28 protein-coding genes are annotated in these 17,522 nt (G+C 41.7%); 11 read left to right on the top strand and 17 right to left on the bottom strand.

What is annotated here, in order from left to right; genetic code table 11:
- The first annotated feature begins 101 nt into the window (after nt 1-101).
- The 3 genes from CMM32_00950 to CMM32_00940 are packed head-to-tail and all read left to right on the top strand — an operon-like array spanning nt 102 to nt 1,418.
- Nucleotides 102-884 (top strand): fatty acid hydroxylase, encoded by a 783-nt coding sequence (locus tag CMM32_00950; GenBank protein MBT05477.1) that lies wholly within the window; start codon nt 102-104, stop codon nt 882-884.
- Between the two features lie 23 nt (nt 885-907).
- Complete coding sequence (locus CMM32_00945) at nt 908-1,093, top strand: hypothetical protein (GenBank protein ID MBT05476.1); 186 nt, start codon at nt 908-910, stop codon at nt 1,091-1,093.
- A 1-nt stretch (nt 1,094) separates the two neighbouring features.
- Nucleotides 1,095-1,418: a hypothetical protein gene (locus CMM32_00940; protein MBT05475.1), complete on the top strand. Its 324-nt coding sequence runs from the start codon at nt 1,095-1,097 to the stop codon at nt 1,416-1,418.
- A 75-nt stretch (nt 1,419-1,493) separates the two neighbouring features.
- Here the strand turns inward: CMM32_00940 and CMM32_00935 are convergent, their stop codons facing one another.
- The 4 genes from CMM32_00935 to CMM32_00920 all read right to left on the bottom strand — a co-directional run bounded on the left by CMM32_00935 (nt 1,494) and on the right by CMM32_00920 (nt 3,763).
- Nucleotides 1,494-2,039: a hypothetical protein gene (locus tag CMM32_00935; GenBank protein MBT05474.1), complete on the bottom strand. Its 546-nt coding sequence runs from the start codon at nt 2,037-2,039 to the stop codon at nt 1,494-1,496.
- 33 nt (nt 2,040-2,072) lie between these two features.
- Nucleotides 2,073-2,507 (bottom strand): hypothetical protein, encoded by a 435-nt coding sequence (locus CMM32_00930; protein ID MBT05473.1) that lies wholly within the window; start codon nt 2,505-2,507, stop codon nt 2,073-2,075.
- Nucleotides 2,508-2,620: 113 nt separating this feature from the next.
- Nucleotides 2,621-3,265, bottom strand: coding sequence for a hypothetical protein (locus tag CMM32_00925; GenBank protein ID MBT05472.1), 645 nt, complete (start codon nt 3,263-3,265; stop codon nt 2,621-2,623).
- Nucleotides 3,266-3,334: 69 nt separating this feature from the next.
- A complete protein-coding gene (locus tag CMM32_00920; protein MBT05471.1) occupies nt 3,335-3,763 on the bottom strand; it encodes a thioesterase in 429 nt (142 codons plus the stop codon).
- Between the two features lie 143 nt (nt 3,764-3,906).
- On the opposite strand from CMM32_00920, the gene CMM32_00915 reads away from it, so the two are divergent.
- The 3 genes from CMM32_00915 (at nt 3,907) to CMM32_00905 (ending at nt 6,404) form a co-directional block, all read left to right on the top strand.
- Nucleotides 3,907-5,043 (top strand): hypothetical protein, encoded by a 1,137-nt coding sequence (locus CMM32_00915; GenBank protein ID MBT05470.1) that lies wholly within the window; start codon nt 3,907-3,909, stop codon nt 5,041-5,043.
- Between the two features lie 128 nt (nt 5,044-5,171).
- Nucleotides 5,172-5,606, top strand: a complete 435-nt coding sequence (locus tag CMM32_00910; GenBank protein ID MBT05469.1) for a nitroreductase — start codon at nt 5,172-5,174, stop codon at nt 5,604-5,606.
- 366 nt (nt 5,607-5,972) lie between these two features.
- On the top strand, nt 5,973-6,404 hold the full coding sequence (locus CMM32_00905) for a hypothetical protein (GenBank protein MBT05468.1): 432 nt from the start codon (nt 5,973-5,975) through the stop codon (nt 6,402-6,404).
- Nucleotides 6,405-6,546: 142 nt separating this feature from the next.
- Here CMM32_00905 and CMM32_00900 read toward each other — a convergent pair whose 3' ends face one another.
- The 3 genes from CMM32_00900 to CMM32_00890 all read right to left on the bottom strand — a co-directional run bounded on the left by CMM32_00900 (nt 6,547) and on the right by CMM32_00890 (nt 8,224).
- On the bottom strand, nt 6,547-7,041 hold the full coding sequence (locus CMM32_00900) for a hypothetical protein (protein MBT05467.1): 495 nt from the start codon (nt 7,039-7,041) through the stop codon (nt 6,547-6,549).
- 37 nt (nt 7,042-7,078) lie between these two features.
- Nucleotides 7,079-7,600: a hypothetical protein gene (locus CMM32_00895; GenBank protein MBT05466.1), complete on the bottom strand. Its 522-nt coding sequence runs from the start codon at nt 7,598-7,600 to the stop codon at nt 7,079-7,081.
- 84 nt (nt 7,601-7,684) lie between these two features.
- Nucleotides 7,685-8,224 (bottom strand): aminoacyl-tRNA deacylase, encoded by a 540-nt coding sequence (locus CMM32_00890; protein ID MBT05465.1) that lies wholly within the window; start codon nt 8,222-8,224, stop codon nt 7,685-7,687.
- 175 nt (nt 8,225-8,399) lie between these two features.
- Here CMM32_00890 and CMM32_00885 point away from each other — a divergent pair, with 175 nt between their 5' ends.
- Nucleotides 8,400-9,167 (top strand): short-chain dehydrogenase, encoded by a 768-nt coding sequence (locus CMM32_00885; protein ID MBT05464.1) that lies wholly within the window; start codon nt 8,400-8,402, stop codon nt 9,165-9,167.
- Between the two features lie 205 nt (nt 9,168-9,372).
- On the opposite strand, the gene CMM32_00880 is transcribed toward CMM32_00885, so the two are convergent.
- The 4 genes from CMM32_00880 to CMM32_00865 form a co-directional block, all read right to left on the bottom strand.
- Nucleotides 9,373-9,600 (bottom strand): hypothetical protein, encoded by a 228-nt coding sequence (locus CMM32_00880; protein MBT05463.1) that lies wholly within the window; start codon nt 9,598-9,600, stop codon nt 9,373-9,375.
- A gap of 114 nt (nt 9,601-9,714) precedes the next feature.
- The gene (locus CMM32_00875; GenBank protein ID MBT05462.1) at nt 9,715-10,029 is read right to left on the bottom strand and encodes a hypothetical protein; all 315 of its coding nucleotides are present in this window, start codon (nt 10,027-10,029) and stop codon (nt 9,715-9,717) included.
- An 18-nt stretch (nt 10,030-10,047) separates the two neighbouring features.
- Nucleotides 10,048-10,779: a cation transporter gene (locus tag CMM32_00870; GenBank protein ID MBT05461.1), complete on the bottom strand. Its 732-nt coding sequence runs from the start codon at nt 10,777-10,779 to the stop codon at nt 10,048-10,050.
- Nucleotides 10,780-10,817: 38 nt separating this feature from the next.
- Nucleotides 10,818-11,108 carry a hypothetical protein gene (locus CMM32_00865; protein MBT05460.1) on the bottom strand — a complete coding sequence of 97 codons (291 nt, stop codon included), beginning with the start codon at nt 11,106-11,108 and terminating at the stop codon, nt 10,818-10,820.
- A 233-nt stretch (nt 11,109-11,341) separates the two neighbouring features.
- Here CMM32_00865 and CMM32_00860 point away from each other — a divergent pair, with 233 nt between their 5' ends.
- The gene (locus CMM32_00860; protein ID MBT05459.1) at nt 11,342-11,524 is read left to right on the top strand and encodes a hypothetical protein; all 183 of its coding nucleotides are present in this window, start codon (nt 11,342-11,344) and stop codon (nt 11,522-11,524) included.
- Nucleotides 11,521-11,751 carry a hypothetical protein gene (locus CMM32_00855; GenBank protein ID MBT05458.1) on the top strand — a complete coding sequence of 77 codons (231 nt, stop codon included), beginning with the start codon at nt 11,521-11,523 and terminating at the stop codon, nt 11,749-11,751. Before CMM32_00860 ends, CMM32_00855 begins: the two co-directional genes overlap by 4 nt.
- A 237-nt stretch (nt 11,752-11,988) precedes the next feature.
- Here CMM32_00855 and CMM32_00850 read toward each other — a convergent pair whose 3' ends face one another.
- Nucleotides 11,989-12,834, bottom strand: coding sequence for a hypothetical protein (locus tag CMM32_00850; protein ID MBT05457.1), 846 nt, complete (start codon nt 12,832-12,834; stop codon nt 11,989-11,991).
- A 122-nt stretch (nt 12,835-12,956) separates the two neighbouring features.
- Here CMM32_00850 and CMM32_00845 point away from each other — a divergent pair, with 122 nt between their 5' ends.
- Complete coding sequence (locus CMM32_00845; GenBank protein ID MBT05456.1) at nt 12,957-13,214, top strand: hypothetical protein; 258 nt, start codon at nt 12,957-12,959, stop codon at nt 13,212-13,214.
- A 101-nt stretch (nt 13,215-13,315) separates the two neighbouring features.
- Here CMM32_00845 and CMM32_00840 read toward each other — a convergent pair whose 3' ends face one another.
- The 5 genes from CMM32_00840 to CMM32_00820 form a co-directional block, all read right to left on the bottom strand.
- A complete protein-coding gene (locus CMM32_00840; GenBank protein MBT05455.1) occupies nt 13,316-13,804 on the bottom strand; it encodes a hypothetical protein in 489 nt (162 codons plus the stop codon).
- 70 nt (nt 13,805-13,874) lie between these two features.
- Nucleotides 13,875-14,255: a DUF805 domain-containing protein gene (locus tag CMM32_00835; GenBank protein ID MBT05454.1), complete on the bottom strand. Its 381-nt coding sequence runs from the start codon at nt 14,253-14,255 to the stop codon at nt 13,875-13,877.
- Between the two features lie 439 nt (nt 14,256-14,694).
- Nucleotides 14,695-15,090 carry a hypothetical protein gene (locus CMM32_00830; protein ID MBT05453.1) on the bottom strand — a complete coding sequence of 132 codons (396 nt, stop codon included), beginning with the start codon at nt 15,088-15,090 and terminating at the stop codon, nt 14,695-14,697.
- Nucleotides 15,091-15,332: 242 nt separating this feature from the next.
- Nucleotides 15,333-16,133, bottom strand: coding sequence for a hypothetical protein (locus CMM32_00825; GenBank protein MBT05452.1), 801 nt, complete (start codon nt 16,131-16,133; stop codon nt 15,333-15,335).
- A gap of 182 nt (nt 16,134-16,315) precedes the next feature.
- Nucleotides 16,316-16,732 carry a phospholipid-binding protein gene (locus CMM32_00820; protein ID MBT05451.1) on the bottom strand — a complete coding sequence of 139 codons (417 nt, stop codon included), beginning with the start codon at nt 16,730-16,732 and terminating at the stop codon, nt 16,316-16,318.
- A 316-nt stretch (nt 16,733-17,048) separates the two neighbouring features.
- Here CMM32_00820 and CMM32_00815 point away from each other — a divergent pair, with 316 nt between their 5' ends.
- Nucleotides 17,049-17,417 (top strand): hypothetical protein, encoded by a 369-nt coding sequence (locus CMM32_00815; GenBank protein ID MBT05450.1) that lies wholly within the window; start codon nt 17,049-17,051, stop codon nt 17,415-17,417.
- Nucleotides 17,418-17,522: the final 105 nt, after the last annotated feature.

The following is a 17,522-nucleotide window of genomic DNA, read 5'->3' as shown; positions in this document are numbered from 1 at the left end:
ACTTATGCTATGATCCGCATGGTTGCCTTTTGGAGGTCATGAAAGTAAAGAGCAGCTTCTTAACCCTGTTACAATGACAAAGTTGCGGAGATCAAACTAATATGGAACTTTCAAATACTGCGATGAATGAAAGGCAAAGAAAGTTCCGGAAAACCTATCGCGATAACATAGACGGATGGTACAGTGGCTGGTTACATGTGGCTATAATTTATAGCATTGGTATCGGGCTTTTCTCAATTTTCATAGCCAATATGGAGTATATATTATGGTGGGAATGGCTAACTATCCCGACCATCGGGATCGCTTGTAATTTCTTTGAATGGTTTTTACACCGGCACATAATGCACAGGCCAAGCAAAAACCCATTGTTTAAGGCTATATATACTCGTCACACACTAAATCACCATCAATTTTTCACCGAAAAAGATATGCGGTTTGCCTCCACAGGAGATTGGCGGGTAACTTTCTTTCCTCCATATGCACTAGTAGTCTTTACGATCATGTCTATCCCACCTGCCTTGCTAGTAGGACTCTGTATCTCGAGTAATGCCGGCTGGTTGTTGATTTCAACTACCGTAGGTATGTACTTGATATATGAATTTATGCACTTTTGTTGTCACGTGGGAGAAAGCCCTTTCGTAAAATATTGCCCTTTAGTTAATACCCTTCGAAGACATCACACGGCTCATCACAGTCACTCCATCATGATGGAAAAAAATATGAACTTAACCTTCCCAATTAGTGACTGGATGTTTGGAACATCTGATCTGCAACGCGGGCTTTTAGGTCACCTATTTAATGGATACAATAATAAACATATCAAAGCAGGTCTTCGCCATACGGCTCACACTCCGACCGGAAAATCAGATCAACAAACTTCATAAAACTAGAAATTGAATAACAGGCCGTGCCACGAAGTGTTCAAATATTAATTAGTGTTTTGGTAGTCGCTGGAGCTATTTTTATTTCGCGGTGGCAGGCCGCGATTGGACACACGACAAGTCAGCACTTGGTTCTACTTGTTGGAGCTATCATGCTGTTGGGAATGTGGATATTTCCTGAAGCCAAAGGTGGCAGAAAAAAGGGAGAGTGAATTGGACGCTAGTTCGAACCCTGTCCGACGATATCGCGGTGACAGAACTCAAGAAGGTGCGGAAGTTTGGGTGGACGGGAAACCACTTCCCCACCGCACTGACCTAAAAAAGCTCTCGCGAGACGGCCTTTTTGAGTGGAGTTACGAAGGAGCAGAACCCGCTCAGTTAGCCTTAGCAATCCTGGCAGATCATCTAAATAATGATGCCGCTGCCCTTAATTTATACAAGGCTTTCATGGAGAAGGTTGTCGCATATTTTGATAATGACTGGGAAATGACAAGTGCTGACATAAGCCACGCACTAGAAAACATAATCCAAAAGTAAATAGCCCTTAAAAGGCACACCCTTATTCAGTCCGTAACTGTTCTCTGGTGCCGTACAACCCAAAAATTTGTGTCTTCACAAACTTTTCCCGAGCAATACTAGAGATCTTTCGCCAATTATTCTTCGGTCTCGCTCGTGAAATTGTAATCGTTCATAGAATGTGCGGTTTCGCGCTTTGGATCCTGTCACGACATGTAAACCTCTTACGCCGGCAGCTTTGGCATCGCTCTCAAACCTCTCCACGAGAGCCTTACCATAGCCCACTCCTTGATAATCTGGATGGCAGTTAACGTGAAAGTGGGCAGGATATTCAGTATACCAACACGCAAATGTCGTATAATAGAAGATATGTTTGAAAAGCCCCTGTGCCGACATGCTATCAAAGCAACCTACCAAGTAGCCGATGACTTTATTTCCTGGCTCCCGCAATAGTAAGGTTTGTTCAGGAATATTTTCCATATACCAACCAGCCCAGTTAAAAAATAAATCTTCGGCCTTGGGGCCACCCAATGATTCCCCACTTGCCGAAGTGAGAAAAAAAACCTCCCGCACTTTCTCTCTCGCCCTGCTGAACCCAAGTTCCTCGGAAAGAGGAATAATACCCATTGACCTACCTGGCATCCACCCACCCACATCTAATCAACAGCTAAAGTTTCACTCAGAAGAGTCCTTAGAATCATTGGCAGCTGCCAATATAGGCTCAAAGTGCGCAAGAATCTCAACCAAGGGACTAGCCATTAATACACACGAGAGTGTAGCCGGAACATTGGCTCCAACTGAAAGCGTCAACGACTCCTTATCAAGCTCATAAATACCGGCCCAGGCCATTCCTTCTGGGGTAAAAGAATAGGGCCCAAGGTTCTCAGTCATAACCTCCGTGACATCCTGCGTCACAGCAAGATAAGCTCTATAAACTTCCTTATCTTGAAAATAGAAAAATGATTCTACATCCTGCTCATTCAATCTCTCATCAATAGTGCTTGAGCACCGATACCCCTTGCCATCTATAGCGCCACAAGCCATACCGAGGCCAAGCAAAGGAACGACAGAAAATACCGCAACGAGCACCGCTATCTTAAATTTTCTCATGGTCAGATTTCCCAATTCTAAGGCAATGTGGTGATTACACTGTAAAAGATCTTATGGTCCACTATGGATTCTGAAAACGGGAGACCTAAAACCCGCCAGTAACTCTTGCACGCCTACCAATTTATAGACCCCCCCCAAAAATACCACCCTAGACCCATAACAAATATAGCATTTCCATAAAGACTGTGCTCCAGCGTAACCATGGCAAGAGAACGTGTCCTCAGGTATGTGCTTGCAAAAATAATTCCCGCCAACAGACCCAAAATTGGCGCCACCCAATTGAAAAATAAAATATGGGCGATACAAAACGCTATGGCACTCATGGCTACCATCAGAGCCCCCTCACCAAAAAAGCACTTATATCGATGAAAAAAAAATTTGCAAAAAATAAACTCCTGGGGCAACGCTGAAAATATTGGATAAAACAGTAAAATTTTCCAAATTAACCCAGGGTTATTGGCCTGAATCATAAATAACTTATCTGGAAACACCTGGTACGTTAGGATCAACAAGAGGATACTAAAAAACGACCACCTAATAAAAATTAAAAACAGTATTCTACGATCAAAAATAATTACAACGCCTGGCTCTCTCTCAAGATTATGGTATATAAACAAGGTATAGATTAGGATAGCCCACAGAAACAAAAGTATATATGGCGCCAGCTTAAAAAAGAGTACTGCGCCAGGCAGCAAGATGCTCAGCACAAGCAGCTCACCACCTAGAAATAATTTGTTCCTGATTAGTTTACAGAGCATACCAGGTTTCTAAAAGGACAACCCCAAGAATAAAAATGGCTTGAAAATACTTCCCAAGAGCCATCATCATTATTTCCGATCAAACTCATTTAGTTTGGAAATTAATTTTTGAGGAACAGCGACAGCCTTACGACTAGATTGATCAGTGTTAACCCAAACCACTTCGCCTGATGATAACAAGTCTGACTGTTGCAAGCGAAAAATTCCTAAATTAAATGTTAAACTTGAATTCCCTATCCGTAATGTCCGCACACCTACTTCAATCTCATCATCAAAAAATATAGGTGCCTTGTACTCAACTAAGGCCCTCACCGTATGAAAGTCCTGCCCAGTCCTTTCCCTTTCTCCCACGAAATCGTAGGATAAAAGGCGGCAATACTCGGTAATAGCCGTATCAAAATAGGTAAGGTAGTGAGCATTATAAACAATCATCTGACCGTCAATCTCCGAATAACGGACCCTAAATGGGAAAAAGAATCTATAATCAACACGTTTCATCGCACCGCTTCTTTCGTTTAAGAAATAACAATATTGCTTGTATACCAATATTTTTTGGGCAATACATGAAGCGATTGGAATGCTATGAGCTAGAAACAAAAACGCATTGATCATCAACAAGGGGTCCGTTCCGCAAGCATTTCATGAAACCGCTCTCTGTATACACACATGGCCTCAGCAAATTTATTTCCCTACTAATTATTTTTGTAATAGCGATATTAATTTTTGACATACTCGCTCACAAAATTGATTACACACGTGTCATATATAAGCGACTCAAAGCTGATAGCCCTTATATATATGAAAGAGTAGACCCATCACTGATGGTCATAGATCCCTCCAGTAAGTTAAACAAGCAGTTAACCATTAACTTCTCGAAAACAAGACAATCCCTAATTACTGCTCTATGGGGCAATGAAGGATTTCCTGCGGAGTTGCTTCCCCAGAAATTTGTTAGTTCAACAGATGCAGAAATGCTCGGAATCACAGCATCGCTAGATACTGTACATCAACTTACCTTACAAATGGAACTTGGTTTTCATTCAAACCCAGTCTACCTGTCCCGTTCGCCCGAAGCCAACCGCCTAATCATTTATCACCATGGATTCGGCGAGGCTGCCCACAAAATGAGAGCTCTTTTCCTAGAACTAATGAATGAAGGGTTTGACCTTATCGTCTTATATCCCCTGGGGCACGGACATATATTGAATCCTGCTTATGGTTTTCCAACGAAAGACTCAAAAGCTTTGGCCAATATCTTCCACCAAATGTCATCCTTCGATAGACCCTACCGATACCACCTTAATCCTATTTTCGCGAGCATGAATCATGCTCTAAAACAAAAAGATTATAAATCAATAGACATAATAGGGTTTTCCATGGGGGCCTACCTTGCGGTTGTCGTAGCCGCACTCGACCCAAGAATTGAACGCAGCTATCCAATTGCAGGCGCATATCCCGCCTATATACGCGTCCGCAATGAAGTCATGCCGGACGGCCCTCCCTCTTACAAACCCATGCTAAGCATAGCAAGTTCCTTGGACTTATTCGTGTTAGGAGCCATTGGCAAAAATCGTAAACAAGTACAGATTTATAATCGCTATGACCGATGTTGTTTCAATGGACTTCGCGGCACACTATACGAACCAGATGTTCAGGATATGGTAAGGCAAACGAGACAGGGAGGTTCATTTTCAGTTATGTTGGATGAAAGCCATGCGGACCACAAAATTTCGAACGCGGTTATTGAATTTCTCATAAGCGACCTGTCCCGACCTTAATTTTGCTAAAAGTTTTAGATCTAAAAAAATATTAAGGCTTGATGTAACTTGTTTCTAGTTGATTTTGGTTATGATACACTGAGAATAAATTAAACGTTAAACTCAGCTACCTAGCATAGAGAATTTTGATGGCAAACTATATTCCACCCACCCTAGACTGGGTCCGCGAGCAAGTAGAATTATATGAAAGTAGCGGTGGCACGAAAGGCACGACACTGCGAGACACTGGCCTTCCGTGCATAATCATAACACATGAAGGCAACAAGACTGGGGCCATACGTAAAATTCCAGTGATGCGGGTAAAAGTTGATTCAAATTATATTTTAGTTGGGTCTTACGGCGGCCGTCCCAACAACCCAACTTGGGTATATAATCTTAGGAAAAACCCTGAGGTTGAAATCCGCGATGGGACTGAAGTAACGAAGATGCGGGTACGGGAAGTTAACGATGAGGCTGAGCGCGAGGCTCTTTGGGAAGAAGCAGCCAAAGCATATTCTCCCTATAACGAGTACAAAGACAAAACCTCTCGGAAAATTCCGGTGTTCCTAGCAGAACCTCTTTAAGATAGCCGAAAAACTTCCAGAAACGCTTTTCTAGTTAGGGCTTAAGGGCTCCTTTGTGCATCCATGCTTTGCGACCATCGTCCAGCCCATAAGGTCTACAACCCATAGTTCAGATGAGATTTCCTGAAGGTATCCTCGACATTAATCCAGGAACGCAAGAAGCTTTGAAATGGCTTGGTCCATATGCCCCCAACTTTCTCATTCGATGACACCACAAACCCAATCCCTGCACTTTTCCCTACACACCTGGAACTTATTTGGATATTTATTAATTATTTGTGACTGTTTATAATACCAAATGTGATTGTTTTGCCTCTTGTATTAGCAATCTGCCAAAGTTTTCGTAATCAAACATGGAGAGATACTATGAGATTCCTAGTTCTAATCGTTTCTGTGGTTTGTCTGTCTTCGAGCATGGCTGCCGCGGACTATACTATTCGCAATGTCTATAAATTTGAAAATGCGGACATGGTGGCAACCCATAATGGTTCCAATGCTATGAATGCGACCGTTATAGGTTATTCCGAAGATTCAAATGGCAACAAGGCGAGCTTGAAATGCGTGGTAAACGTAACCAATGGAAAAATATCAGGTCATTGCCAGGGGAAAGATCAAGATGGAGACATTGAATATACAACAGTCTCTAGAGACATGTCCGGGGGCAATAAACAAGGGACCCTTCAGAGAACAGGCGGAACAGGAAAGTATGCCGGGTCACCCTCCACATGCGTATATACGGTAGAACTCTCTGACTTTACTGTTGGGGTCGGCTATCTTACGGCAAATTGCAAAGAATAAAATGTAAGAAACTGCTCATCTCTCAGGGCTCCCGCCCTGAGAGATCCCAACTCACGGGGTTTCGTTCGAAACAATTTTGCAACCCTTCTAGGAAACGGTTTGCTCCCACAACTAAGCTCGTAGACACGCTTCTTCCGCAACTTTAAGGAATATCTATTCTCTGCAATAAGCCTACCTTGACACCAACCGCCGTGTCGAAGAAGCAAAGCCCACCTTCGAACCCCCCTTTTTCGCCCAATACTGTATGTTTCATACTCTTCCTGTCCACCACATGGGTAAAACCACTTGACGGAGTTCGTGTCTCAGGAAGAGGACTCCTCGATCTCCATTCTATTCGGTCTTGCCCATCAAATTTATAAGGGACATCCTCATCGCTCGCGGGGATATACAGGCGACCCCTTACAATCGATAAAGCCTTCACACGGCCATTCTTAAATACAAACCCATAGTATAAATCTTCGGTTGAGCCTGTCACTCCAACACAGGACAGTCCCTTGCCATCTAACTCTCCTGCTACAGCACCAGGAAAAGAATATGGGGATCCAATACTGAACACAACGAGGCACGCTATAGACAAAGAGAAGCACTCAACACTTAAAGTAGTTTTGGCATCTAGTCTGCTTACTAGCAAAAGCATATAACGGCAGAGATTTACCAGGAATCCCCCTCTCACCTCAACTTTTATCCAATTTAGTAGGCCGCGTTTTAGCCTGCAGCGATAATAGTGACACAATGCAGTATCCTGTGAAAAAATAAAATCCCGACTCTAACCTTGCATCCAGCATTCCAGAGGCCTTGCTAGCTAAATAAGCAATAAAAACACCAACGGCAAATACGTCTGCCATCGACCACTTGCCAATAGTGAAGATAAAACTATGGGCTGTTTCTTTTTGGATCAACGTACCAAAAAAGAATACCCAAAGGATTACGATACCCTTCAAGACTGGTATCATGACGCTAAAGAATAAGATCAAAAAGGCTACCAGATAATTTTCCCCCTCGTATAAAGTCTCGACTGCCTCTATAATCGATTGCTTATAAGAAAATAACTCCCTTCCAGCATGCTCTGCCGAAATTTCTAACATGGGCTGTGTAACGCCCAGGACCAAAAGAACAAATGAGGCAAGCAAAAGTAGGAATGATACTGTATTCCGTTTATTAAACGAAATTACATTCAACTGCGATAAACAGCTCATACAACATCTCCATAACTATGCATTTTGAAATATCCATTCACTATAATGACCATGCTCTCCAAACCCTTCAAAATGCCAAACGCATTATGCTCTGATCCAATTAATTTGTGCACCGATCCTATCAAAGAATTTTTCTAAATCCCGCAACGATACCTCAAGAGTTCTATCGTTAACCAAGGGGTGAGCATATATTTTAGAGCATAATCGTAGACTATTATCTAGAAAAAACCTCACACCGGTCTTTACACCATTAATCATACAAAATGGGGTTACAGCACCTGGGTACACACCTAAATTCTCCATCAACCGCTCTGGAGAGCCAAATGATAAGCGGCCCGCTCCTATAATATCTTTCAATTCTTTCAGATTAATCTCCCGGTCTTGCTGGACTGTTACTAGAAAGTTGTTCTTCTTTTTATCCCGAAGGTACAGGTTTTTGATATGCCCGCTTCGACCACCAACTTGTGAGAACCGATGTTGAATTAGCTTCGACTGTTGGACCGTTCCGACTGGTACGTGATAGTGGCACTTATAGTCAATGGCCCAAAGCTGTAGCTGTCTCAAAAGTTGATCCGAAGAGACGGGAAGACTGTCCTGAAAGCGCGATGAGGCATCGAATTCCATATTATTTCTTCCACTTCAGAGTTCATTTGAGCCTCTGAAGGCCCTTAATACCATTAGAACATCCACACCACCAACCCAATAGGGGATCTTTGGATAAATTCTTTGACATAACACACAAACAAAGGGCTATTATTCTGGAAATTGCAATACACTATACAAATATATGAAGAAGAAAATGGCAAGATTAAGCGATAAGGTTGCATTCATTACCGGTGGTGGAGGCGGAATTGGTCGTGCGACTGCAGAACGCTTCGCGGAAGAGGGTGCAAAAGTTGTTATAGCTGAAATAGACAAAGTTACAGGTGAAGAAGCCGCTTTATCAGCCCGTTCCAAAGGGAAAAATGCAGGTGGTGATGCCATCTTCATTGAAACTGATGTAACCAATGCTGAGAGCGTTAAGGCTGCCGTAAAAGAAACCATCAAACACTATAAATCACTTCATATCCTGCATAACAATGCTGGTGGATCAACCCTCCAGGATGGCCCTGTTACCGAGGCTCCTTTCGAGGAATTTTGGCGCTGCATTAATCTAGATTTATTTGGCACATTTCTTTGTTCCAAGATTGTTATCCCAGAAATTGCGAAATCTGGAGGTGGATCAGTGATTAACATGTCATCTAATGTTGCTCTAATGGCGCTGCCAGGCCGGGATTGTTATACTGCCGCAAAAGGCGCCGTCACCTCTCTCACTAGGTCCATGGCGGTGGAATATGCCCCTGATAAAATTAGAGTGAACGCTATTGCTCCGTCCGTAACCTTGTCAGACCGGGTTAAAAAACTCTTAGCGCAGAGTCCCGAGATCGAAGCAATATCAAAAACACATCTGCTTGGTCTCGGGGAGCCAATACATGTAGCGGAATTAGCAGTATATCTGGCTGGAGACGAATCAACTATTACCACCGGACAAGTGATACCAGTCGATAGCGGAGTAACTATAGTGTGAAGACTAAACTTGTCGCAAAAATTTCCAGAGTCCGCGACCACATTTTCTGAAAATATATCTTCACAATAGAGTCGAACGTGCAGGACAAGGCCAATGAAGAACGTCCTACACGCTGAATTCCATACGTGAACCCAACCTTTTATTTCCATTTTCCCAAAAGTACGGCAATACCAACTTAGACATCAATGAAGTCCGCCACGTAATTTTATACCTCCGTTGCGCCAACATACTTTCCTGTCCCGCCAAGAACTTTCCTGACCCCTTTAGGACCTTTGCTCATATCTCGATACAAAGAACTATAAACGCTGTCTCCATCTTGATCTGTGGTTTCACAGTTTATGGAAAGAATCTGACCTCTTATGGTTGCAGTGCACATCTTTTTCGATAGGTTCCCAGGAGAATCTTTGCCCAGATCCCCACCAGTGAAACTCATTATCTTGCCACCATCGACGCCGGCAATGCTCTGCAAATTTCGGGTATTAATAGTTTACGACCCAGATTCCACTTCAGGAAACGAATGTTTCTCTTCCCGACCAGTGACACTCAATTAATTAGCCTCTTCCAGATCTATGACAAACATACCGGTTTTTCTTTTAAGATAATGGCAGAGATATTTTGTGTCTGGATTGGTGGGGCTAGTGGCTGCAACTGTGGACACGAGTTCCCAACCATTCTTACCTGCCCGACTTAGGTCATTCATACCCTTTTCATAACCCATGATGCTGGTATCATGTCTTAGAGTTTTATACTCCCACTGGTAATTCACTACTGAATTCTTCTCGGACATTGCTCCTCCAAAGATCAAATTTCTACAAAAGAAAACACCTTTTGCCGGGCAGTTGGCACTAATCTCGGAGAGCACGCACTCACTCCTTTTCAATTAGGGTAATTTCTTCTTTTGAGATGTAACCACGTCAACCAGCACAGCAACTATCAAATTTAGTATAGTGATCGACCCGATAGCAACAAAACTATAAAAATATATCCACGACCACCAAAACGTTCTTTGAAGTGGCAACATTACCTGCTCCCAGCTTGATAATGTCAGCACTTGAACTAAGGTAATCATAGAAATTCCTAAATCTTTCCATCTTAACGGATCCTCCTCAGCAAATAATATCGCTCCAAAAGAGGCATAAATGTACAGAATGATAAACAAAAGCAGGGCAACATAGAAAACTCTCTTTATCGAAAGAAACAGCGCCTCAATTAACTCCTTCAGCTCTGGCACCGCAGAAATCAACCTTAGAACCCGAAAAATCCGCAATAGTCTAAGCAATAAAACAGAAGAATCTGGACCTAATGGAATAATAGAGATGAGGACTATAATCGTATCAAATATATTCCATCCGCTCTTAAAAAATAACTGCTTTTGAGGCTCCCCAATATACCTAATACTGATCTCAACAACAAAAAATATCGTTATAAGAAGATCAATGATTTGAAAGATAGTTTTGTAAGAACTAGAGACCTCAAACGTAGAAACACCAATGACCAAAGCTGATAAAACAATGGCTGCAATCACCACAGCTTGGAATAATTTGTGTTCTTTGATTTTAAAAAATATTTTAGTTGGCAAGCGCGATCCTATAAACGAGTTCCAAAACCCCATAAAGTACTACTGTAAATCTACATTGTTCTCTTCCCCAATCAGTAACCATTGGTTGGAGAAGAACACTCAATTCTAAGTTCTGTATTAACAAATTCTTCAGGCAGTTCTACCCTTACTACTGCCACACCACCAACACTCATTGCTGCGGATCCACCAATTCCTGCTCCCTCAGAACTATAGACAGTACAACTTACAACCCCTTTTGTCGGAGAATAAGTTACAGTCAAAAAATTCTCCTCCCATTCAGTGTTTACAATTTCCTGAGCACTTGATGGCTTGGTGACAATAGGTGCCCACAATAGTAGAGATATTATAATTATTTTTTTCATTATTCTCACAACCTATTCCTAAGTCGTTCCCTAGTATTTACCCCCAACAATATGCCTATCACATCGACGATAAAACATTGATACACCTGCTCCCATTAACATATCAATAACCAAGTAAAGGAAAACTTTGACATCCCGTGACGCTGCTTAGGAAATTAGTAAACTCAATAGGCCATTGGAGCTCTTCCAACTCGGCAACGGGACAAGCGTAAAGGCATGGCTTAACCTGTTATATGGTGGCTTGCTCTTTGGATACTGCCTTGAATGGAGTAGATTGTTCAATACATGATGTAGTATTAGCTATCTTGCCAGATCAAGCACTCTCTAATTGGCAGGAAAATGTCTGGCTAATGTTTGTATTGGAGCAGTCCCGCAGGACCGGGGCTACAGGGAACATGTGGGAATTGGACAAATGATTTGGTGGGAAGGACCCCTACTCTGGGCAATTATTATACCGGCATTGTTTGCGAGTGTTTTTTACCTCGCGGATTATTTTAGGAAGCTTATAAGCTGGAAAAGGTATTCCAAGACTTTTAAGGATCATCTAACTAACTTCCCCTTTATGGACAGGTGGAAAGTATTTTTTTTACACTTCTTTGTCATGATGGCACTTGCACTGATAATCCGATTTTTTTTCTTATAGCGTTTCCTGATATCAAAATTACCGCGCCATAACCTTATTGTGAACATTAAATACCACTTATCATAGGAACTTTTCTTATACCCTCTTATTGAAGACTAAATGTAATGTTTTAGGGTTACTAATCCATCTTGGATAGACAAAACTAGATCTTTTTTCCCTGGTTACAATAATACAGCCGTCTGAAGAGATTTCCTATTACTGTCCTTTGCGACAACATTGCAGAGTTTATCCGTTCGGCTAATAGTTCATGTAGATTGATTCCGAAGTGCTTTGAACACCTTGACCGCTTGTCCTTCTAATCCGTGACTGATACGCATCACTCAGTAGATGCTGACGGAACAAACTAGGGTTTAATTTGACATCGTTCCGTGAGTCGTAGGTACATATCCATTTCGCTCCCTTACTATTCAGGTGTTCCAATAGTGTCTCCAAATTTTCAAGTGTATAATTCTCGATGTATCTATTTTTTGAGGCAAAATAAGGAGGATCTAAAAAGATAAAATCTTTCTCGTTGGCATTTTGAACTATCTCCAACGCATCTGCGGAAAGAAAATTAACGCCCTTTATGACTTGTGAGACATTCATAACACATTTGCGAAATGCTTCAGGTTTTTGACCGAGTCTTCCATGATGGAAAGAATTGTTAAATTGCCCACCTTTGGAAAACCTTATTACTCCATTCAAGCAGGTTTTAGATAGAAAGAGCAAAAGTGCTGGGTCTTTGGTTCGGTTAAACTCTTCCCGGCATTTATAGAATATTTTCGGGTAGTTTTTTCCTTTGTCTCTACCTAAATCAATTTCCAAGACCTCTTGGCGAAGTTTGCCCCACAAAACATCATAACGTTCAATAACTTCCTGAGGTTTGTCTCTAAGCACTTTCCAAAGATTTATTAAAGGTTGATATAAGTCTGCTCCAGTAATCCTTTTAAATCTTTTTGCGTTACTCAATAACAGCGCTCCCCCTCCTAAGAAGGGTTCAATGTAGTTTTCACAATTACCTGGAATCAAAGGGATAATATTATTTGCTATCAACCATTTAGACCCGGTCCACTTAAAACACTGTAGTTCACGCTGTACCGACATCAACTTCTACACCATAGACATCAGAAATTCTCTGAGCAATATTCCATTTTTACAATTCAATAGTAGATTTAACCTCTAGTTCACGAACAACTCTACTGTATTTTAATAATTAGGAGAAAATTATGAATATATGCGTAGTTTCAACTTTTGATGGCACCACTGATGACTATATGGAAATGTTTAATGCCACGAAAGAAAGGGTTGGAGATTTTTTTACTGATTATGATATAGCGATAATAAGGGAGGGGAAGATCGCTTTGATGATTCACATAACTGATATGGAAAAATTTCAGGAATTAATGACATCTGCGGAAATGCAAACATGGGATACCAAGTTCAATTGTATCGATGAAGTCTATTCATTAGAAAAAATGAATTAATAAAAAAAATCTTGTTATTCCGAGATTCAACAATGTTTAAGGGATAGTTTGATGAACAGGAAAATCCTTAGGGGTGCGGGGGTGGAGATGTGTTTCATCCCCTATTTAACCTTTTCACCATTCTCGAAAATACCCGTGTATTTCTCGTGTATCGTTCCATCTTCATAGTATTGTATCCAGATCCCCACTCGCCTCCCGTCCTTGTAGGTGCCTCTAATACTTAACTGGCCATTTTTATGATAACCAACCCAAGGACCTTCCAACATTCCATTCTTTATGTATCCTTTGCTTTCTAATTGCCCATTCTCGTGATACTTGATCCAAGGACCCTCCCTTTCTCCAGTCGTCATGTGACCCGCGCCCTGCAGCTGTTCATTTTCGCCCTTTTCAGCATAAGGACAATAGAATACAAAATCCTTCAAGGCTTGTTCTCTTTGGTTTGTTTTCTTCTCAGAGCATGGAACATCGCTGAATTTTTTGTAATAAATACCTTCTCGCTCAACCAAATCATCAATCCTAAGCTCTTCACCTAATACAAGTGCGGGGGACAGAAAGACCAGTAGGAGCATGGGTGCCAGAATATGTTTCATCTACTCAACAACCTTTGTAATCTCTCACGACACATTCACGGGCAGAATCCCAGTAGTTATTTCATAACGCCTAAACAATGGGTTTAGGTCCAAACCTATTTTCTCCTTCATCCCCTTTCTTGCAGCACCAGTATAGGATCGGGAATAGTACTCCAATGATGGTCAATTCGATAAGAAACCACCATCCCGATCTGTTAACATCATGAAGGCGTCTTACTGATACAGAAATCGCTGGAATAATTATGGCCAGTAAAAAAATAGTAGATAAAGGCGGAAATATTTCATCGTAATCCAGGAACGACTCCCCTGCGATCAATGGATCAAGAAACATCAACATCAAACTTACAATAGCGTTAAATAACGTAAATAACCAAAATTCTGACCTAGACGCTCTATCAGAAAAATTTGTGTATTTTACAAAACATACTTTTACAGCATCAAAAAGGTTCATGTCAGTCGCCCCTTCGTATTGTACATTTACCACCCCCACCCCCAAGAAGCACGGCAAGAATCAGGCAGACTGTGGTGGTCAGGTGTTTCATACGAGAATGATGACAGATTGGAGGAAATCAGGGAATACCGATAAATCCTCTATATCAGACTCACCACCCTACAGGACACTCTGTCGGAGGGTATTTTTAGGGGTAAAAACCGCAGAAAATCAACGCTTTTAATCGACAGAGGTTGTTTATGTTAGAACAGTCCATATTGGTGATAGGGGTTCCTAAACCCCCACAAAAACTTAATATATGAATTCTTAATTATACATATTTTCCACAACTTTCCTTGCCATATCTGCTGCTTTTTCAACATCCATGCCTTCTCTAAAAATGGAATCCGCACTGAGGTAGTAAATACCCATTCACTTTATCATCTGTTGGTAAAAATCATTAATTCAATAAATCACACAACGTTTTCCTGACTGCTTCGACGTCACCATCATGTCCCCTGAATATTCTGTATAGTGCATCTGCGAAATCTACGGCGTCAGTTCTTGCTGTATTGGTGGTAAAGTATCCATAAAAATTTCCCTGCTGATCGACTAAGACAGGAACGCATGTGCTGGTCGAGAATTCGTTCCAAGGACTACAACTGCTAAATTCATTTCCATAAGGAGACGAAAATTCATTCCACATATTGGATCCAAACTCATTCCCATATCTACCAAATCCATTACATACACTATCTCCATCAAACTCATTACAAACTAGACACCCAAGAAACTCATCGTGATTGCTTCCGCCATACAGGAAGAGATCTTTTGCAAATGCATTTTGAATACACATAATACTTCCAAGAAGCACGGTAATCGTCAGACAGAAGGTGGTGGTCAGGTGTTTCATAGGGAAATTCTGCCAGAGAATATTCGGTATGGGTAGAGAAAATGGGGCGTGTGGAGTTCTGGGTGGGAGACGGGTGGATGTTTGCGCAGCGCCGGGCAAGTCTCAACCCAGCAACATTTCCTATGTCTCAATTGCAACCACGCAGATATCCATCGGTGTTCCTTTAGTATGTGTCCTATAGGAACCTAATCTGATTTTTCCGCAAAATTACAATGACGTAATACTCTCTTAACGTCAGCATACGACTCTGTCCGTCCCGGATAATCCGCGAACGATCCCCAACGGAAATTGCCATTTTTGTCCCCATTGGCATCGTTGCACATCATGCTAAGTGCCTCTTTCGAATTTTTGTTACCTAGATACATCGATTTTTCGTACCACTCTGCCGCGCGGGAAAATTTCCTTCGTAAAAATTGATCCAACCAACCTAACCTATACATGGCGGCAGCATCTTCCTTCTTAGCAAGTCGAAGAAACTCTGTTTTTGCATTTTGCAATAGGCGGGTTATTTCTGCGTTAGAGGAAGCGCAAACGAACAAAGCGAATATCTCTTTATTTGTCGGAATTACCTCAAAACCTCCATTATCAAAAAACCGTAATTCACCATTCCGACCGACCCAAGGTCCATAACGCAGTACATCGCCACTACCGCCAGAATAAATTCTTCTCTCTAAACATCCAAAACCGTACTCACCATTTTCTAAATCAAAGCACATCTCGCCATCATCCAATTCGAGTATGCCACCAGTACCGTAACCTTGATCGCCACACACTTTGTCTATAAATATACCTTGATACTTAGTACCCGCAGGTTGAGGATATTCAATACGCCGTAGTGGTAATGACTTAATAATTAATCGTTGATCGGGCGTTAAATCTTCATAGAGTACCCGCAATGATTTTTCGAAATCAGCACTCCAACTGACCCCCGCACTTCCAAGAAGCACGGCAATCATTAGGCAGATGGTGGCGGTCAGGTTTTTCATACGAGAATGATGACACATTGAGAGAAATCAGGGAATACCAATAAACCCTCTTGATTTACATTCCTCAGATATGTTTGCACATTTAAGCCCTTTGACCTTTTGTTATGTTTTTTGAAAATGCATAACTAATTTTGGCCCCGCTGTCGCATCGCATTTAAAACCAAAAAATTTCAGAAAACCGCCTACGGATAATGCTTTATAGACTTCGCCTCTGCGAGAACATCACCGTCTGCATTCTTGGCTGTAGCTTTCCAACGATACCTGTGCTTACCGCTTGGCGGACAAGGACTTTTATACCTGAACGCTCCTGGTTGGATAACATCTTCCCCAACGTATTGGATAGTTCCACCTCCATGAAACCAACTTGGCGCATCGAGATCACGAAGTTTAAAATCTATCTCGACCGTTCCCGCTGGCAGATTTGATAGAGTAAAAATTGGATTGTCGACGTCGGTAGGGCTCCCAGTAGTACACCTCGGAATATCTCCCCATTCAAATGAAAACGCAAAATCATCCGCGGTTGCCGGAGCTCGACTCTGCAGGATCACAAAAGACAAAATGATTACGCTATACGAAAATAGTTTATTTATATAATTCACGAATTTTCCCTCCCCAAAACGCTTAAATCTTAGACGTTACAGTATCCGTGTTTTGCAAATTGCAATACAGGTGCCGAGACTAGAAAAGTCTAGTTTTCAGACACAAAGTCAAATTTTTGTGCTGCCTCATTATCGCCTCTCGTATCTTAAGCATTGATTTTTGATGGTGAAATTAAGCAAACTGGCAGGGTAACAGGAAAAGTACCGATAGAAAAATAATTTTTTTGGTGGTAATGAGTTTCTGCATAGGCCAACAAACCTTTCCTATGAAAGATGCCTTAATTGGGAAAATACGTCCTTTGGAACTTACTCCACCGTGGCATTTGTACGGTGTAGGGGTGCATTAAAAAATACTGACCTAACCTTCAACTTCACCATCACTTATCGATCCCCTGCCCTCACTGGAAATCACTATTCCTCATACCAACTATTCCTTTATCAGACCATCTCTGAGTATCGAGAGCAAGGAATGACCTTTAATGCCATTGCCGAGGGGTTAAATAAGAAGGGATACCTGACTGTGCGTGGAAAACGGTTCAGAGGTGTTCATGTCCATTCAATCTTGAAGAAGAGATTGGCAAAGGAGGAACTATTAAAACGAGAGTATCCAGAGGTGTGGTCCGACTTCAGTATGGACGTTGTCGATAAGACTATTCTGATGAGTGATTTTGGGTTTTCTAATTAAGAACTAGGTCTACTTACTCAACAACCTTTGTAATCTCTCACGACACATTCACGGGCAGAATCCCAGTAGTTATTTCATAACGCCTAAACAATGGGTTTAGGTCCA

It is taken from the genome of Rhodospirillaceae bacterium (genome assembly GCA_002728255.1).
In the GTDB taxonomy this organism is placed as follows: Bacteria; Pseudomonadota; Alphaproteobacteria; order UBA7887; family UBA7887.
Note: the sequence above shows the minus strand (reverse complement) of the source record. Positions and strands in the feature narration are given on the sequence as shown.

What these genes read in the sequence shown, in the direction of transcription:
- CMM32_00840 (MBT05455.1), bottom strand. Translation starts at nt 13,804, where the DNA reads ATGAAACATATTCTGGCACCCATGCTCCTACTGGTCTTTCTGTCCCCC.
- CMM32_00920 (MBT05471.1), bottom strand. Translation starts at nt 3,763, where the DNA reads ATGAAACGTGTTGATTATAGATTCTTTTTCCCATTTAGGGTCCGTTAT.
- CMM32_00860 (MBT05459.1), top strand. Translation starts at nt 11,342, where the DNA reads ATGGTGGCTTGCTCTTTGGATACTGCCTTGAATGGAGTAGATTGTTCA.
- CMM32_00915 (MBT05470.1), top strand. Translation starts at nt 3,907, where the DNA reads ATGAAACCGCTCTCTGTATACACACATGGCCTCAGCAAATTTATTTCC.
- CMM32_00895 (MBT05466.1), bottom strand. Translation starts at nt 7,600, where the DNA reads ATGAGCTGTTTATCGCAGTTGAATGTAATTTCGTTTAATAAACGGAAT.
- CMM32_00900 (MBT05467.1), bottom strand. Translation starts at nt 7,041, where the DNA reads ATGCTTTTGCTAGTAAGCAGACTAGATGCCAAAACTACTTTAAGTGTT.
- CMM32_00865 (MBT05460.1), bottom strand. Translation starts at nt 11,108, where the DNA reads ATGAAAAAAATAATTATAATATCTCTACTATTGTGGGCACCTATTGTC.
- CMM32_00890 (MBT05465.1), bottom strand. Translation starts at nt 8,224, where the DNA reads ATGGAATTCGATGCCTCATCGCGCTTTCAGGACAGTCTTCCCGTCTCT.
- CMM32_00885 (MBT05464.1), top strand. Translation starts at nt 8,400, where the DNA reads ATGGCAAGATTAAGCGATAAGGTTGCATTCATTACCGGTGGTGGAGGC.
- CMM32_00855 (MBT05458.1), top strand. Translation starts at nt 11,521, where the DNA reads ATGATTTGGTGGGAAGGACCCCTACTCTGGGCAATTATTATACCGGCA.
- CMM32_00845 (MBT05456.1), top strand. Translation starts at nt 12,957, where the DNA reads ATGAATATATGCGTAGTTTCAACTTTTGATGGCACCACTGATGACTAT.
- CMM32_00850 (MBT05457.1), bottom strand. Translation starts at nt 12,834, where the DNA reads ATGTCGGTACAGCGTGAACTACAGTGTTTTAAGTGGACCGGGTCTAAA.
- CMM32_00925 (MBT05472.1), bottom strand. Translation starts at nt 3,265, where the DNA reads ATGCTCTGTAAACTAATCAGGAACAAATTATTTCTAGGTGGTGAGCTG.
- CMM32_00930 (MBT05473.1), bottom strand. Translation starts at nt 2,507, where the DNA reads ATGAGAAAATTTAAGATAGCGGTGCTCGTTGCGGTATTTTCTGTCGTT.
- CMM32_00870 (MBT05461.1), bottom strand. Translation starts at nt 10,779, where the DNA reads ATGGGGTTTTGGAACTCGTTTATAGGATCGCGCTTGCCAACTAAAATA.
- CMM32_00950 (MBT05477.1), top strand. Translation starts at nt 102, where the DNA reads ATGGAACTTTCAAATACTGCGATGAATGAAAGGCAAAGAAAGTTCCGG.
- CMM32_00905 (MBT05468.1), top strand. Translation starts at nt 5,973, where the DNA reads ATGAGATTCCTAGTTCTAATCGTTTCTGTGGTTTGTCTGTCTTCGAGC.
- CMM32_00835 (MBT05454.1), bottom strand. Translation starts at nt 14,255, where the DNA reads ATGAACCTTTTTGATGCTGTAAAAGTATGTTTTGTAAAATACACAAAT.
- CMM32_00830 (MBT05453.1), bottom strand. Translation starts at nt 15,090, where the DNA reads ATGTGTATTCAAAATGCATTTGCAAAAGATCTCTTCCTGTATGGCGGA.
- CMM32_00910 (MBT05469.1), top strand. Translation starts at nt 5,172, where the DNA reads ATGGCAAACTATATTCCACCCACCCTAGACTGGGTCCGCGAGCAAGTA.
- CMM32_00825 (MBT05452.1), bottom strand. Translation starts at nt 16,133, where the DNA reads ATGAAAAACCTGACCGCCACCATCTGCCTAATGATTGCCGTGCTTCTT.
- CMM32_00935 (MBT05474.1), bottom strand. Translation starts at nt 2,039, where the DNA reads ATGCCAGGTAGGTCAATGGGTATTATTCCTCTTTCCGAGGAACTTGGG.
- CMM32_00880 (MBT05463.1), bottom strand. Translation starts at nt 9,600, where the DNA reads ATGAGTTTCACTGGTGGGGATCTGGGCAAAGATTCTCCTGGGAACCTA.